Genomic DNA, 14,752 nt, shown 5'->3' with positions numbered 1-14,752 from the left:
AAAGCGCCCCACAATGGCGCGCTGGCTACCCGCATTTGATGGTTTAATCGTGATGCCCTAATGGCGCCCAAGGCGGTTGGGGTTACCCCAGCTCTTGGCGCTCTTTTATTTCTGAAAGGGTTTTGCAGTCAATGCATAGCGTGGCTGTAGGGCGAGCTTCAAGTCGTTTAACGCCGATCTCGATGCCGCAGGCATCGCAATAGCCGTAATCGTCAATTGTGATGCGCTCCAAGGTGCCATCGATTTTTTTAATCAATTTGCGCTCCCTGTCCCGTGTCCTGAGTTCGAGACTAAACTCTTCTTCCTGAGTGGCCCTGTCAGCGGGGTCAGGAAAGTTCGAGGCTTCATCCTTCATGTGCGAGACAGTGCGCGTGACTTCGTCAACCAACTCTGTGCGCCAGTGAAGCAACAGGCCTCGGAAGTGCTCAAGCTGCTCCTCGTTCATGTAGGACTCACCACGAGATGGCTTGTAGGGCTTAAAGTCATCAAAATTTTGCACGTTGCCCACTGCCCGAGCTACTTTTTTACCCCCACTAGCAGTTTTTTTGGCGGGCTTCTTCTTGGCGACCTTTTGGTCTGCGGTGGCCTTTGGGGCTTTGGTCACCTTTGCCTTGGTAGGTTTCGCAGGTGCTTTTTTGGCAGCAGCTTTGCCGGCTGCCGGCTTTGCGGCGGCGACCTTTTTGTCAGCAGCTTTTTTAGCCGGAGCTTGAGCCGCAGTTTTTTTGGTGGCAACTGCTTTTTCCGGTGCTTTGCTGGTCACCTTCTTGGTGGCGGTTTTCTTGGTGGCGGTTTTCTTAGCGGTTGGCTTCACAGCGGCCTTCTTAGTTGGAGCTTTTTTAACGGCGGCTTTCACAGCGGCCTTCTTAGTTGGAGCTTTTTTAACGGCGGCTTTCACAGCGGCCTTCTTAGTTGGAGCTTTTTTAACGGCAGCCTTCACAGCGGCCTTCTTAGCCGGTGCTTTTTTGGCGGCAGCCTTTTTAGCCGGTGCTTTCGCGGCTACTTTTTTGGCGGCAGCTTTTGCGGCAGGCTTTTTTGCGGCGACTTTTTTCGCCGGAGCCTTCTTGGCGACGGGGCTCTTTGACTTGCTCTTGCTCGAGGGCTTCTTGGGAGCCGCAGTTTTTGTAGCAGATTTTTTCGCTGCTACTTTAGTCTTGGCTTTGGATTTTTTGGTGGCCATAGCAAGTTACCTGATTACCGAGTTGTTTATAGAGGCAGTCTACACACCGCAAAAAGGACTGCGTGTGGGAGGCTTCTACAGCACGCTCCTACAACGGGGTCGGGAAGCTACCAGATTAGTGACGTTCATGCCACTGAATTTACCATCACTGCTCGTGGCACAATTAGAAAATCGGTAAGGATGAGCTGAAGATATGGCGTGGCATTGGGCTTTTGATCAATTGCAACAGGGTACGTTGCAGCGGCGGTACAAGCGCTTCCTCGCCGATGTGCAGTTAACAAGTGGCGAGATTGTCGTAGCGCATTGCCCTAATACGGGCGCAATGCGTGGGTGTCAGCAGCCAGGCTCTACAGTATGGCTATCACGCAGTGATAACCCCAAGCGCAAGTTGCCATGGACTCTTGAGCTGGTTGAAGACAATGCCAGTTTGGTATGTGTGCACTCGGCTTTGGCAAATTCCGTGGCAGAGGCCGCATTAAAAGAGGGTGTTTTTCCCCAACTGTCAGGTTTTGATAGGCTGCAGCGTGAGGTGAAGTTAGGGGCCAAGACCCGGCTAGATTTTAAGCTCGAAGCTGAAGCTGGCCCAATATGGGTAGAGGTTAAGGCGGTGTCTTGGTGCGTCAGCGGCGGGTTAGGGCAGTTTCCTGATGCGGTGAGTGTAAGGGCGCGTAAGCATGTGCAAGAGCTGGCTAACCTTGTTAGTGCCGATTGCCGCGCGGCTTTAATATTTTGCGCTTTTCATTCAGGAATCCAGCGAATTGCGCCAGCCGCGGAGGTCGATCCGGCGTATGCAGAGGCCCTGGCCTGTGCTGTTAAAGCAGGTGTAGAGGTTTACGGGCTGGGTTTGGAAATCTCGCCGCAGGGTCTGCGCGCAACGCGACCCATCGCTATAGAGGAATGTGATCTTGGTAACAGATGACACTAACGCTGCTTGGCCCTCTGCACTCTGTGCTGTGGGCCTAAGCTGTGAAGGCCTAGAAAATTTACCGGGAGTAGGGCTGGCCAGCAACTCGGCAGCATCAGCATTGAAGCGACTGATGAAAAGAGCCAAAAACTCAGGCTTAAATCTGTCGGTTGCATCAGGATATCGGGATTATGGGCGGCAATTGGCCATTTTCAATGCCAAAATGCGCGGCGAACGCCCGGTCTACGGCGATACGGGAGCGTTAATATCTAAGCAATCACGCACAAGTGATGAGTGGCTTCACGCCATCCTCCGCTACTCAGCTTTGCCCGGTACGTCCAGACATCACTGGGGGACAGATTTCGATATTTGGGACCCCTCTGCGGTGCCTGCAGGATATGCACTTCAGCTACACGCCAGTGAATATAATGACGAAGGACCTTTCGCACCGCTGTCTGACTGGCTGACATCATTAATTAGCAAGGATGATGCTGAGGGATTTTATCGGCCTTACACCGGGGAGGCCGGTGGCGTTGCCCCTGAGCCTTGGCATTTGAGCCACCGCCCCAGTGCCCGAGGTTTTCAATCTCTCGTGGACAATGCGCCACTGATTGAGTTGTGGTCAGGACAAGCTAATAGTTTGTGTCAGCCGGGGGATTTCGAGGCCCTTTCAGGCCTCGAAGAGGTGGAGCTTCAATTTGAAGCCATAATGGCGCGATACGTTCGAAGTTATTGGGTCTAGCCTAAGGCTTGAGGTTTTACCTATGGCCGAGGCTGCTGCCAATCCCTAAAAGTGGGCTTATTCGCTTGTTTGCAGTAAGTGCCCGTAGTGGTTTTGATAATCCTGCTGCGAGGCGGCAATCACCTTGAGCGCCTCTTCACGACCGTAAACCCCGTCAACTCGTATCTCAACGTTTTTACCGGGGATCATTTTATAGGTCGAAAAGTAGTGCTGAAGCCGTTCGGTCTTAATGGGCGGAAGGTCCTTTATATCGTTGACTTCCCCCCAAATGTTATCACCTTCAAGCACCGCAATAATTTTGTCGTCAGCCTCGCCCTCATCAATCATTTGAATTCCCCCAACAACCCTCGCATTGAGGAGGATATCGGCGCGGGTTATTAGACGTTCTGAAAAAATACAGATATCTAAGGGGTCACCATCTGCAACGTCGGCATGGGCACAACGGGCCGCTACCTCCTCGGCACAGTAAGTTCGAGGAATAAAGCCATAGAGCGCTGGGGGTGTTGCTGTTGTCCGCTGAGGGCGATCGACCACCAAGAATCCGGTGCTCTTGTCGAGTTCGTACTTGACAGTATCGCTGGGTAGCATCTCGATATAAGCCCGCACAATGCCGGGTTCAACGCCTTCAGGTATGGGTTCAAGTCCATGCCAAGGGTGGCGTCTATATGCTGAGAAAGGTTCGTCGGTATACATCTGTCGGGGCCTCCTGCCCGGGTTTAACAAAGGGTATTGGTAATATCCACCGCGCCTTGAACACACGTCCGAGCATAACTGCAAGGCGCAGTTAAGCTAGAGGTCTCATGGGGGACGGCAGTTTTAAATTTTGACGCCGCGGATTATAGCTGGAGTTCGAACCCTTGGGCGAGCCGTTTTGTGACAGGTAGGTTTTTGAGCGTCGTATAAATTGGCATCCCCCCTTTGTATTGAGGGTACGCTTCACCTTGAACGAGAGGTTCAAAATAAGCGTGCCCCAAGGGGCTGACGCCAAAGCCATCGCGGCTTATGAACTTTCGAGGCAATTTCTTCTCTCGGTTGGCAACCTGTTTAAGGGAGGCTTCTCCAATCCTCCAGCGATAGCTTTTGCTAGGGTCTCGGATGATGGTTGGCATTACAGCGTTTTTTCCTGCCAAGGCCATTTCGACCGCTGCTTCTCCTACGGCGTAGGCTTGGTCGACATCTGTTTGGCTGGCGATATGACGTGCAGCCCGTTGCAGATAGTCAGAGACGGCCCAATGGTATTTATAGCCCAAGCGGCTTTTTATCAGATTGGCCAAGGTGGGTGCCAAACCTCCCAGCTGCGCATGACCAAAAGCGTCACGTACACCACTATCACTAAGAAATCGGCCGTCAGCGGTCTGTGCACCCTCAGAAGCGACGATCACGCAGTAGCCGCAGCGATCTACAGTCTTCTGAACTTTGGCGAGAAATTTTTTCTCATCAAACGCGATTTCGGGAAATAGGATGACGTGGGGCGCTTCGCTCGCTTCGGTCTCTGCTAAGCAAGAAGCCCCGGCAATCCATCCTGCGTGGCGACCCATCACTTCGAGGATAAAAACCTTTGTTGATGTTTCGCACATAGAAGCCACGTCTAAGGCCGCCTCTCGAGTAGATATGGCGACATATTTTGCAACTGAACCAAAGCCCGGTGAATTGTCAGTACAGGGAAGATCATTGTCGATGGTCTTTGGAATATGAATAGCCTGCAGGTCGTAGCCCAGCTTTTGAGAGAGTTGGGACACTTTGAGGCAGGTATCTGCTGAATCGCCGCCACCGTTGTAAAAAAAATACCGGATGTTGTGGGCCTGAAAGACAGCGATCAGGCGCTCATATTCTGCTCGGCTATCTTCGAGGCTTCGCAGTTTGTATCGGCAAGACCCAAAGGCGCCAGCGGGAGTTGTCAACAAACCCCGAATGGCGGCTTTCGTTTCCTTGCTCGTATCGATGAGATCCTCGCGTAGCGCCCCCACAATGCCATTGCGGCCTGCGTAGACTTTGCCGATAGCATCTTTCCTTTTTGCAGCAGCTTCTAGCACTCCGCAAGCGGAAGCGTTGATAACCGGTGTAACGCCACCAGATTGTGCATAAAATGCATTGGCTTTGGGCATAGAGATGTCTTGGGTCAGGAATCAGGTTGCTTAAAGTAGTGTGCTGGGCGGCTTAGTGCAATCCCCGTGCTAAGCTATATTTATTAACGGAGTTTGCTGTGGCACAACACATTCACATTGTCGGTATCTGTGGCACGTTCATGGGTGGTGTGGCCCTGCTGGCTCGACAGCTGGGCTATCAAGTGTCGGGTTCAGACGCCAATGTGTACCCGCCAATGAGTCTACAGTTGGCCGACGCGGGAATCGTGCTCGCTGAGGGGTTCTCTGCAGAAAATCTCCAGCCGAGGCCTGATTTGGTGGTCATGGGCAATGCGCTCTCCAGAGGAAATCCAGAAGTCGAGGCGGTGTTGGACTTGGGTTTGCCCTACGTCTCTGGGCCGCAATGGTTAGGTGAAAATGTGCTCGCAGGGCGCTGGGTGATCGCAGTATCGGGTACCCACGGAAAGACCACCACCACCAGCATGCTGGCTTGGATTTTAGAATGTGCAGGGATGGAGCCCGGTTTTCTCGTTGGTGGCGTCCCCGGGAACTTTGGACAGTCTGCGCGTCTCGGACAGTCAGATTTTTTTGTTGTGGAGGCTGACGAGTACGACACAGCGTTTTTTGATAAACGATCAAAGTTTGTGCACTACAAGCCACGCACCTTAGTGATGGCAAACCTTGAGTACGATCATGCCGATATCTTTCCTGATTTGGCCGCAATCGAAACCCAGTTTCATCACCTCATCCGCTGTGTGCCCAGTCAAGGGCTTATCATTCACGGAGACGTGCCGGCGATTGAGCGGGTGTTCTCAAAGGGTGTTTGGACGCCGCGCCAAAGTTTTGGTAACCAAGCAAGCAACTCATGGCGTGTGCGGGCGTTATCGGCGGCGGGGGAGCAGTTTGAAGTGTCCTCTCCTGCGGGCGCCGTAGAGGTCATTAACTGGTCCCTTATTGGAGCGCACAACCTTTTGAATGCATGCGCTGCGATCGCCGCAGCACATCATGCAGGTGTGCCTTTAGACATTGCTGCTCGCGCATTAGAGGGTTTTACCGGTGTAAAACGACGACTTGAGCTTCGAGGGACACCAGCGGGAATAGCGGTTTATGACGATTTTGCCCATCATCCAACAGCTATTGCGCTGACTCTGCAGGCAATGCGTCAGCGTCTGGATAAGAAGTCAGGTCGCTTGATTGCCGTCGTTGAGCCACGATCTGCGACCATGAGAGATGGCCACCATCAAGCTGCACTAGCTGCTGCCACCGCTGAAGCTGATGCGGTATTTTGGTACGAACCTCCAGGTTTGTCGTGGTCTCTTAAAGACCTCGTCGCTGATAGAGCAGAGCAGTCGGTGTGGCAGCAACTTGATGGATTAATTGATGCCATTACGGGGACCGCACAATCTGGGGATGTTTTGGTCGTAATGAGCAATGGGGGTTTTGGTGGAATTCATGAAAAACTGCTGCAGCGCTTGGGCGCAACTGCGGCAACAGGCTGACCTTTTTTACTATGATTGAGTCTTACTTTCGTCAGATTACCAGCAGAGCGTGGTTAGTCCTCCTTTTCTTCGGTTTGCTGGTGACCCTCGCGGGTGGTCAGCTGGGGAAAATTCGGTTGGACGCATCTTCGGACTCTTTGCTGTTACAGGGAGACCCTGACCTGGCTTTTTTTCGGGAGACGAGTCGCCACTACGCGTCAAGCGAGTTTCTTATTCTCACGTGGCGACCTGCGGGAGATTTATTGGCAGCCAGCTCCCTAGAACCTCTTGCGGCTATGGTAACGGCCTTGCGAGAAATTCCCGGAGTCTCATCGGTAACCAGCATACTGGACGTTCCTTTGTTGGAAAGCCCGCCTTTGAGCCTCACGGATCTATCCGAGGCAGAGCAACTGCCTACCCTCCGCGACCCCGCAGTGGATACCGGCCTTGCTTTTGAAGAGTTTACGACCAGTCCGGTTTATCGGGATCTATTAGTGGGCGCTGCGGGGGATGTCAGCGCTATTCAGGTCAGTTTGGCGACTGATCCGAGTGGCCCACTGCTCCTAGATGAACGTGAAGCTCTGCGTGGTCGAGCGCTGGTAGAGCAATTAGATCCCATAGCGACGTCGCGTCTGCAGGAGGTTGAAGCGCTCTATGACGCTTTTTTAGCGGTTGAAGGCGAACGGCGCAGTGAGCTGGTAGCGGAGGTGCGAGCTGTTGCTGAGCAGTTTAAAAGTCACGCTGAGATTTTTGTGGGTGGTGTGCCCATGATCGCCGCCGATATGATTGATTTCATTCGCGCTGATTTGGTTGTTTTTGGCATTGCGATTATCGGCATTATGACGCTGGTGCTGGGTATCATTTTTCGTGACTGGCGCTGGGTTGTTATTCCCATCCTTAATTGTTCGATGACTGCGACAATCATGTTGGGTTTGCTAGGGTTTTTGGACTGGCGAATGAGCGTGATTTCGTCAAATTTTGTCGCTGTCCTTTTGATAATTACCCTGTCTTTGTCGGTGCACGTCGTAGTCCGTTACCGAGAGTTGGAGCAGGTAAGTCCAGATGAAAATCGTCGACGACGCGCTGCGAGTGCCGCGCAACTGATGCTAATACCCTGTGGTTACACGGCGTTGACGACTATCGTTGCTTTCGCGTCTTTGATGGTTGCGGGCATTCAGCCGGTGATTGATTTCGGTCTCATGATGACCGTGGGTATTGTTCTCGCGTTTGTCACTACTTTTATGTTGGTGCCGGCACTGATTACTTTACTGCCCGCGCCAAAAAGGGTTATTCCCTCCTCCCTTGACAGCGGAATGACAGTTCGATTTGCCGGCTGGGTTGAACGATATGGCCCGGCGGTGCTGGTATTTTCAGGTGTTTTAGTTCTGCTTGTCGCTGTTGGTATCTCTCGGTTAAAGGTAGAAAACCGATTTATTGATTATTTCAAAGAGAGCACTGAGATCTATCAAGGCATGGAATTACTGGACGCACGACTAGGGGGCACGATTCCGCTAGATATCGTGCTCTATCCGCCACTCGAGGAGTCGGCGGACACTGCTGCTGTCGAGAGTGTTGATACGGCGGAGCTGCAGCAGCTTGACGATGGCGCAGCCACGGATATCGGTGGCCTAGCAGATACTTTTGCAGACGATCCCTTTGGTGATGATGACTTTGGCGATGACGGCTTTGGTGGTGGTGACTTTTTTGCTGAGGCGGGTAGTGTTGCGCCTTCCTATTGGTTTTCACCTCAGGGGCGCGATCTTCTGGATCAGGCTCACCGGTTAGTTGAGGCTCGCACGGAAACGGGCAAGGTGCTCTCTTTATCGACTGCGTTTGAGGTGATGGACGGTTTGTACGGAGCGCCCTTGGGGGCTATTGAGCTGGCCCTCGTGCAAAACAGTATGCCGGAAGATGTCGCCGCTACATTGGTAAGGCCTTATTTTTATCCCGACACCGATGAGGCTCGGATCTCGGTTAGAGCAAAGGAAACCAGCAAGGATCTGAAGCGGGATCAATTTCTTAGGGAGCTGCGCCTTGAGTTGGTAGAAACGCTTAACATCGAACCAGAGCGCGTTCAGTTTACGTCCTTGCTGGTGCTATACAACAACGTATTGCAGAGCCTTTTTAAGTCTCAGATTCTCACCTTGGGCGTTGTATTTTTAGTGATAGGGTTGATGTTTTGGGTGCTATTTCGCTCTCTACCGTTGGCGTTATTAGCCTTGGCTCCGAATGTTTTGGCCGCGGGTCTGGTGTTGGGGGTGATGGGGCTTTTGGGGATTCCCCTCGATATCATGACTATTACAATTGCAGCCATCGTGGTGGGTATTGGGGTGGACGATTGTATTCACTATATTCATCGCTTTCGCAGCGAATTTGCGGTCGACCAAAGCTATCATGCAGCCATGCACCGCAGTCACGGCAGTATTGGTAGGGCGATGTATTACACAACGCTTACTGTGATGGTGGGATTTTCTTTACTGACACTCTCAAATTTTACCCCTAGCTTGTATTTTGGGTTGTTGACCGATCTTGCGATGATCGCGGCGGTCGCGGGAGCGCTACTGTTATTGCCCAAGCTCATATTGGTGTTTCGGCCACTTGGACCTGAAGGTGGCCGATGAAACTTTTGCGTGTCGTGCCGGTTGTGGTGCTTGCTGTATAGCACCCGGTATAGCACGCCCATTCTTTGGTATGCCACAGGGCAAACCCCCAGGGACGCCTTGTGTTCACCTTGATGCGCAGCGGGGCTGTGCCCTTTTCAAAGACGCCAGGAGGCCGGCGGTGTGCGGTGACTTCAAACCTCATGCGGATGTCTGTGGTGACAGTGCCGAGCAAGCGTTAGAGTTATTGAACCATTTGGAAAGCGCCAGCCGCCCTGAGAGTCCATTATGACTGAGATACCGCTCTTCCCTTTATCTTCGGCCCTTGTGCCCTACGGTTACATGCCGCTTCAGATATTTGAGCAACGATATTTGGACATGGTGGCAGCTTGCATGCGCACGGGCACCGGATTTGGCGTTGTCTGGTTGCGTCAGGGGTCTGAGGTCAGTGGCGGCTCGCAAACCACCCCAGATGTTGGAGACTATGGCACCCACGCTCGAATTACCGATTTTGATCAACTGCCTAACGGCCTGCTGGGAATTACTATTCGAGGAGAGGAGCGGTTCGATATTGCGGAGGTTTGGCGTGATCCCTCGGGTTTGATTCGGTCTCGAGTCAGTATGGAGGGGCCTTTAGAGCCAGCGCCCATGACCGACGAGTGGCGTTCTCTTGAGGTCGTTCTGCGTGGTTTGGAGTCCCATCCGCATATCCAGCGAATGAACTTAACGATTGATTACAACAACGCCTGGGAGGTGGCCTTCAATCTGATACAGCTGCTGCCTTTTGATGAGTCCATTAAATATGAGTTGCTCGGTATGGCAACACTGAATGAGTTGATCGTAGAGCTAGATATATTACTCAACCAGATTTCAGGTGAAGAAGGATGATTTTGGAGATTGCGCGGGATTTGTTAAGTTCTACTCATGAGATAAACCGGAGACAGTAGCTATGTACGATTTAATCATCAGAGGTGGCACCGTCGTAGACGGGTCTGGCGACACGCCCTTTACAGCGGATGTGGCTGTCAAAGATGGCCTGATCGCGGCAGTAGGACAGGATTTGGGCGCTGCGGCCAAAGAGATCAACGCGGCGGGCTGCTATGTAACTCCGGGTTTTGTCGATATTCATACGCATTACGATGGTCAGGCCACCTGGGATCAGGAAATGGCGCCGTCGGCTTGGCACGGCATTACCACCGTGGTGATGGGTAACTGTGGAGTGGGTTTTGCCCCGGCAGCAAAGGACCGGCACGATTGGCTTATCGGTTTGATGGAGGGCGTTGAGGATATTCCGGGGTCAGCCTTGTCCGAGGGTATGAAGTGGAACTGGGAGTCTTTTCCTGAGTATCTCGACGCATTGGAGGCCCTTCCCAGAAGTATAGATATAGCGACTCAGGTGCCCCATGGTGCCGTTCGAGCTTACGTAATGGGTGATCGCGGAGCTGCCAACGAAGCACCTACTGAAACAGACATCGCGCGTATGTCGGCCATCGTTGAAGAAGGTTTACGAGCCGGAGCGCTGGGGTTTTCGACCTCACGCACGGTGTTGCACAAATCAGTCGACGGCGAGTTAGTGCCTGGGACGACGGCGACACCAGAGGAGCTTGTTGGTATAGGGCGAGCGATGGGTAGAGTGGGTTATGGCGTCTTCGAGCTGTCAAGCGACCTGATGCCCGAGTGGAATGAATTTGAGTGGATGGGTGACCTGAGCCGAGAGACAGGCTTGCCAGTAAGTTTCACAGCATTGCAGTCTCCCATAAAGGCTATGGCTCTCGAACACCAACTCGCCTCAATGCGGGATGAGAATGCTCGGGGAGCACATCTTGTGGCGCAGATTGCGTTACGGGGTACCGGGTTGATTCTGGGTTGGCAGGCGACTTTTCATCCCTTTTCCTTTAAACCCAGTTGGTTGGCTATCAAGGATCTCACTTGGCCTGAGCAGCTCGAGAAGCTCAAAGATTCAAAATTCAAAGAGCAGTTGTTGGCTGAGGAGCCCGATTTACCCGAAACAGATCTCAAACTGTTATTGGAGCTTATGATTGCTGCTTTCCAAATGCAGTACCCAATGACTGAAGGTTTCGACTACGAACCCACCGCCAAAGATTCAATTGCTGCGCTTGCGGAAGAGGCGGGCATGTCACCTGAGGCGTTTGCCTACGACGCCATGATGGCCAATGAGGGGCAGGGTTTTATCTATTTTCCGCTACTCAATTACGCTGACGGCAATCTTGATTTTCTGGAGCCGATTCTCGCATCCGATGATTGCGTTAACTCTTTGTCTGATGGCGGCGCACATTGTGGGACGATTTGCGATGCCGCGGCGACCACTTTTTTATTGCAACACTGGGTGCGTGATCGAGACAGAGGTCGCATACCCATTGAGCAGGCCATTCGACGCCAGTGTGCTAGCACGGCACAGCTTTACGGGCTCAATGACCGTGGTCTAATTTCTGAGGGGTACCTGGCCGATCTCAATGTCATTGATCTTGATGCTTTGGGGTTGAACCAGCCTTGGGTCGCCCATGACCTGCCCGCGGGCGGCATGCGCCTGTTGCAGGACGCCAAGGGCTATAAAGCGACGATCAAGTCAGGGGTGTTGACCTTTAGCGATGGTAAGTTCCACGACCAGTATCCGGGGTCGCTTATTCGTGGCCCTCAGGAATCGCCGGCCACTGCCAGCCACCGAGTCGCTGCCACTGATTAACAATGCAGCAGAAAAGCTCGGCGGTTTTCGTCGCATCATAGGCGGCTGAGTGGGCTTCGCTATTATTGAAATCGATGCCGGCTCGCCGGCAAGCTTGTGCCAGTACCGTGTGCCCAAATGCGAGCCCCGCTAAGGTTGCGGTATCGAAATGTGAGAAGGGATGAAAGGGGTTGCGCTTAAGGTCGCATCGAAGGCTGGCACTGTTAATGAAGCCAGCATCAAAGTGCGCATTGTGTCCTACCAATATGGCTCTGGTGCATCCTGCGTCCCGCACCTCCTTGCGAATCCGGGTGAAGAGCTCACCTAGCGCGATAGCTTCTGGCAACGCGGCGCGAAGGGGGTTCTCGGGGTCTATGCCTGTAAATTCAAGCGCAGACGGCTCCATGTTGGCGCCTTCAAAGGGCTCTACGTTAAAGCTGAGGGTGTCACCCAAGACAACTTCGCCTCGGTCGTCTACGTGAATCAGTGTGGCGGCGACCTCCAGCAGAGCGTCAGTTGCAGCATTAAAACCGCCAGTCTCTACATCCACGATCACGGGTAGAAAGCCTCTGAAGCGATCTCGCATCGAGAAGTCGCTCTTTGCTGTCACGTTACCAGCTCCCAGCGCAACATTTCGCCGGCACGAATAGGAATGACTACATCGTCCTTGCCCAGGGACAACTGTGTCGGTACTGCATTGGCCTTCTGTACCAGCGTAATTGTCCCGTCGTTGCGAGGTAATCTGTAAAAATCAGCACCAAAGTGACTCGCAAATCCCTCCAGTTGGTCCAGTGCACCCTCGGCTTCAAAGACCTCGGCGTAGAGCTCCATCGCCGCATGGCCGGTGTAGCAACCGGCACAGCCGCAGCTGGATTCTTTGTCTGAACGGACATGGGGTGCTGAATCTGTGCCGAGAAAAAAACGGGGGTTGCCAGAGGTTGCGGCTCGGCAAAGCGCCATTCGATGTTGATCGCGTTTAAGGATTGGTAAACAGAAGAAATGGGGTCGAATTCCACCCACCAGCATGTCGTTTCGATTGTACAGTAGGTGGTGTGCAGTAATAGTGGCTGCGACACCGTCTCGTGCCGCCACAACAAAGGCAACGGCTTCTTCGGTGGTAATGTGCTCGAAGATAACTCGCAAACCTGGAAAGTGCTCAACCAGCGGGCCTAGGTGCTGATCGATGAATACTTTTTCACGATCAAAAATATCAATATCTGAGTCTGTGACCTCGCCGTGAATCAGCAGCGGAACATCATGCTTTTCCATGGCCTCAAAGACCGGGTATAGACGGGATAGGTCGTTAACACCTGCGGCGGAGTTTGTTGTGGCGCCCGCGGGATAGAGTTTAATGGCGTGTACCGTTGATGACGCAGCGATTCTAGCAATTTCTTCAGCCGAGGTATTGTCCGTAAGGTAGAGGGTCATCAGTGGATCAAAATGTCGATTCTCTGGCGTTAACGCGTTAATGATTCGCTCGCGGTAAGCGTCGGCGGCTGCAACATCGACCACGGGGGGGGAGAGGTTGGGCATAACTACTGCGCGACGGGCCCATCGAGCAATATCATTGGCGGTCCTTCCCAAGGCGGATCCGTCTCTGAGGTGAACATGCCAGTCGTCTGGCTGAGTGATAGTAAGTTTTTTCATGGCTAGCTCCGTACCTGGCCGTAAGTCTATCAGGGGTGTGCTGGGCAAGCTCACACTCTAGGCGTAAACTTGTCGCTTCTTTCCCTTCATTGTCTTAAAGGTTGTGTGTTCATGTCTGTCAATAAAGTCGTACTTGCCTACTCTGGCGGTCTCGATACCTCGGTTATTGTTCGTTGGTTGCAGGAGACCTACGACTGCGAGGTCGTTACCTTTACCGCTGATATTGGTCAAGGCGAAGAGGTTGAACCCGCCAGAGCAAAAGCGCAGGCACTGGGTATTAAGGAAATATTCATCGATGATTTGCGGGAAGAGTTTGTCCGAGATTTTGTTTACCCCATGTTCCGCGCCAATACCATTTATGAAGGCGAGTATCTGCTTGGCACGTCTATAGCCAGACCGCTTATTGCCAAAAGGCTGGTTGAGATCGCCAATGAAACCGGTGCAGATGCTATTTCCCACGGTGCTACGGGGAAGGGAAATGACCAAATTCGATTCGAATTGGGCGCTTATGCTTTAAAGCCCGGTATTCAGATTATCGCTCCTTGGCGGGAGTGGGATCTGGGGTCGCGAGAATCATTAATGGCCTACTGCGAGCAGCGAGCGATACCGGTTGATTTTTCAGGGGCCTCAAAAAAATCGCCCTATTCTATGGATGCCAATCTCCTGCATATTTCCTACGAGGGAGGGGTGCTTGAGGACCCGTGGGCTGACGCCGAAGAGTCGATGTGGCGCTGGACCGTCAGTCCCGAGTCGGCGCCTGATCAGGGTGAGGAGATAACCCTGAGTTTTAGCCGTGGTGATATCACGGCCATTGACGGAGTCACCCACACCCCGGCGGAGGTGCTTGCCTTATTAAATCAACGCGGCGGTGCCCACGGCATTGGACGTGCAGATATCGTTGAGAACCGTTACGTGGGGATGAAGTCTAGGGGCTGCTATGAGACCCCGGGGGGCACCATCATGCTGCGCGCTCACCGAGCGATGGAGTCGATTACGCTTGATCGCGAGGCAATGCACCTTAAAGATGAACTGATGCCTCGATACGCTAAACTTATTTACAACGGCTACTGGTGGTCACCAGAGCGGCTTATGTTGCAGTCAGCCATCGATGATAGTCAGCGCTGGGTGAATGGCGACGTTCGGTTACGTTTGTACAAAGGTAACGTGACAGTTTTGGGTCGGCGATCTGACGATTCATTATTTGATGAAAGTATTGCCACCTTCGAAGACGATGCAGGCGCATACAATCAACAGGACGCTGAGGGGTTTATCAAGCTCAATGCACTGCGAATGCGTATTGCGGCGCAAAAAGGCCGATCACAGCACTAGCGCCGCGGTGATGGGTGTCTGGAAATCACCCGCTCCTGTCCTTGGATGACCCCACAGAGACGCGCCACTATGGTCTAATTCTCGGGTGAGTAAACCCGAACATAGAAT

Annotated in this window: 12 protein-coding genes; 7 read left to right on the top strand and 5 right to left on the bottom strand. The window is 52.8% G+C overall.

The annotated features are described in order from the left end of the window. Positions 1–82: 82 nt before the first annotated feature. Complete coding sequence (gene dksA / locus ACMAZB_RS12525; protein WP_435220087.1) at positions 83–508, bottom strand: RNA polymerase-binding protein DksA; 426 nt, start codon at positions 506–508, stop codon at positions 83–85. 862 nt (positions 509–1,370) lie between these two features. Between dksA and sfsA the strand changes: the two genes are divergently transcribed. Together sfsA and ACMAZB_RS12515 are read left to right on the top strand one after the other, a co-directional pair. Next, a complete protein-coding gene (gene sfsA / locus ACMAZB_RS12520) occupies positions 1,371–2,096 on the top strand; it encodes a DNA/RNA nuclease SfsA (RefSeq protein WP_435217630.1) in 726 nt (241 codons plus the stop codon). After that, entirely contained in the window at positions 2,083–2,823 is a 741-nt protein-coding gene (locus tag ACMAZB_RS12515; protein WP_435217628.1) for a M15 family metallopeptidase, read from the top strand. The genes sfsA and ACMAZB_RS12515 overlap by 14 nt, the downstream gene beginning before the upstream one ends. 57 nt (positions 2,824–2,880) lie before the next feature. On the opposite strand, the gene ACMAZB_RS12510 is transcribed toward ACMAZB_RS12515, so the two are convergent. Together ACMAZB_RS12510 and ACMAZB_RS12505 are read right to left on the bottom strand one after the other, a co-directional pair. Beyond that, complete coding sequence (locus tag ACMAZB_RS12510; RefSeq protein ID WP_435217626.1) at positions 2,881–3,516, bottom strand: inorganic pyrophosphatase; 636 nt, start codon at positions 3,514–3,516, stop codon at positions 2,881–2,883. A 143-nt stretch (positions 3,517–3,659) separates the two neighbouring features. Beyond that, entirely contained in the window at positions 3,660–4,928 is a 1,269-nt protein-coding gene (locus tag ACMAZB_RS12505; protein ID WP_435217624.1) for a 6-phosphofructokinase, read from the bottom strand. 98 nt (positions 4,929–5,026) lie between these two features. Between ACMAZB_RS12505 and mpl the strand changes: the two genes are divergently transcribed. The 4 genes from mpl (at position 5,027) to ACMAZB_RS12485 (ending at position 11,689) form a co-directional block, all read left to right on the top strand. Next, positions 5,027–6,406 carry a UDP-N-acetylmuramate:L-alanyl-gamma-D-glutamyl-meso-diaminopimelate ligase gene (gene mpl / locus ACMAZB_RS12500; RefSeq protein ID WP_435217622.1) on the top strand — a complete coding sequence of 460 codons (1,380 nt, stop codon included), beginning with the start codon at positions 5,027–5,029 and terminating at the stop codon, positions 6,404–6,406. An 11-nt stretch (positions 6,407–6,417) separates the two neighbouring features. Continuing rightward, positions 6,418–9,006, top strand: coding sequence for an efflux RND transporter permease subunit (locus tag ACMAZB_RS12495; RefSeq protein WP_435217620.1), 2,589 nt, complete (start codon positions 6,418–6,420; stop codon positions 9,004–9,006). 267 nt (positions 9,007–9,273) lie between these two features. Continuing rightward, on the top strand, positions 9,274–9,873 hold the full coding sequence (locus ACMAZB_RS12490) for an LON peptidase substrate-binding domain-containing protein (protein ID WP_435217618.1): 600 nt from the start codon (positions 9,274–9,276) through the stop codon (positions 9,871–9,873). A gap of 61 nt (positions 9,874–9,934) precedes the next feature. Beyond that, positions 9,935–11,689 carry an N-acyl-D-amino-acid deacylase family protein gene (locus ACMAZB_RS12485; RefSeq protein WP_435217616.1) on the top strand — a complete coding sequence of 585 codons (1,755 nt, stop codon included), beginning with the start codon at positions 9,935–9,937 and terminating at the stop codon, positions 11,687–11,689. Here ACMAZB_RS12485 and rnt read toward each other — a convergent pair. Together rnt and pyrC are read right to left on the bottom strand one after the other, a co-directional pair. Further along, entirely contained in the window at positions 11,628–12,254 is a 627-nt protein-coding gene (rnt, locus tag ACMAZB_RS12480; protein ID WP_435216029.1) for a ribonuclease T, read from the bottom strand. The genes ACMAZB_RS12485 and rnt overlap by 62 nt on opposite strands. Positions 12,255–12,274: 20 nt before the next feature. After that, a complete protein-coding gene (gene pyrC, locus ACMAZB_RS12475) occupies positions 12,275–13,315 on the bottom strand; it encodes a dihydroorotase (RefSeq protein WP_435217614.1) in 1,041 nt (346 codons plus the stop codon). 111 nt (positions 13,316–13,426) lie between these two features. Here pyrC and ACMAZB_RS12470 point away from each other — a divergent pair, with 111 nt between their 5' ends. Beyond that, the gene (locus ACMAZB_RS12470) at positions 13,427–14,644 is read left to right on the top strand and encodes an argininosuccinate synthase (protein WP_435217612.1); all 1,218 of its coding nucleotides are present in this window, start codon (positions 13,427–13,429) and stop codon (positions 14,642–14,644) included. Positions 14,645–14,752: the final 108 nt, after the last annotated feature.

Source organism: Luminiphilus sp. nBUS_07 (assembly GCF_051201685.1).
Lineage (GTDB): Bacteria > Pseudomonadota > Gammaproteobacteria > Pseudomonadales > Halieaceae > Luminiphilus.
This window is presented reverse-complemented; position numbering and strand designations above follow the sequence as displayed.

Bases quoted from the DNA above. Each gene is read 5' to 3' on its own strand.
- ACMAZB_RS12485 (WP_435217616.1), top strand. From the start codon at position 9,935: ATGTACGATTTAATCATCAGAGGTGGCACCGTCGTAGACGGGTCTGGC.
- ACMAZB_RS12510 (WP_435217626.1), bottom strand. From the start codon at position 3,516: ATGTATACCGACGAACCTTTCTCAGCATATAGACGCCACCCTTGGCAT.
- ACMAZB_RS12490 (WP_435217618.1), top strand. From the start codon at position 9,274: ATGACTGAGATACCGCTCTTCCCTTTATCTTCGGCCCTTGTGCCCTAC.
- ACMAZB_RS12470 (WP_435217612.1), top strand. From the start codon at position 13,427: ATGTCTGTCAATAAAGTCGTACTTGCCTACTCTGGCGGTCTCGATACC.
- pyrC (WP_435217614.1), bottom strand. From the start codon at position 13,315: ATGAAAAAACTTACTATCACTCAGCCAGACGACTGGCATGTTCACCTC.
- sfsA (WP_435217630.1), top strand. From the start codon at position 1,371: ATGGCGTGGCATTGGGCTTTTGATCAATTGCAACAGGGTACGTTGCAG.
- rnt (WP_435216029.1), bottom strand. From the start codon at position 12,254: ATGCGAGATCGCTTCAGAGGCTTTCTACCCGTGATCGTGGATGTAGAG.
- ACMAZB_RS12505 (WP_435217624.1), bottom strand. From the start codon at position 4,928: ATGCCCAAAGCCAATGCATTTTATGCACAATCTGGTGGCGTTACACCG.
- ACMAZB_RS12495 (WP_435217620.1), top strand. From the start codon at position 6,418: ATGATTGAGTCTTACTTTCGTCAGATTACCAGCAGAGCGTGGTTAGTC.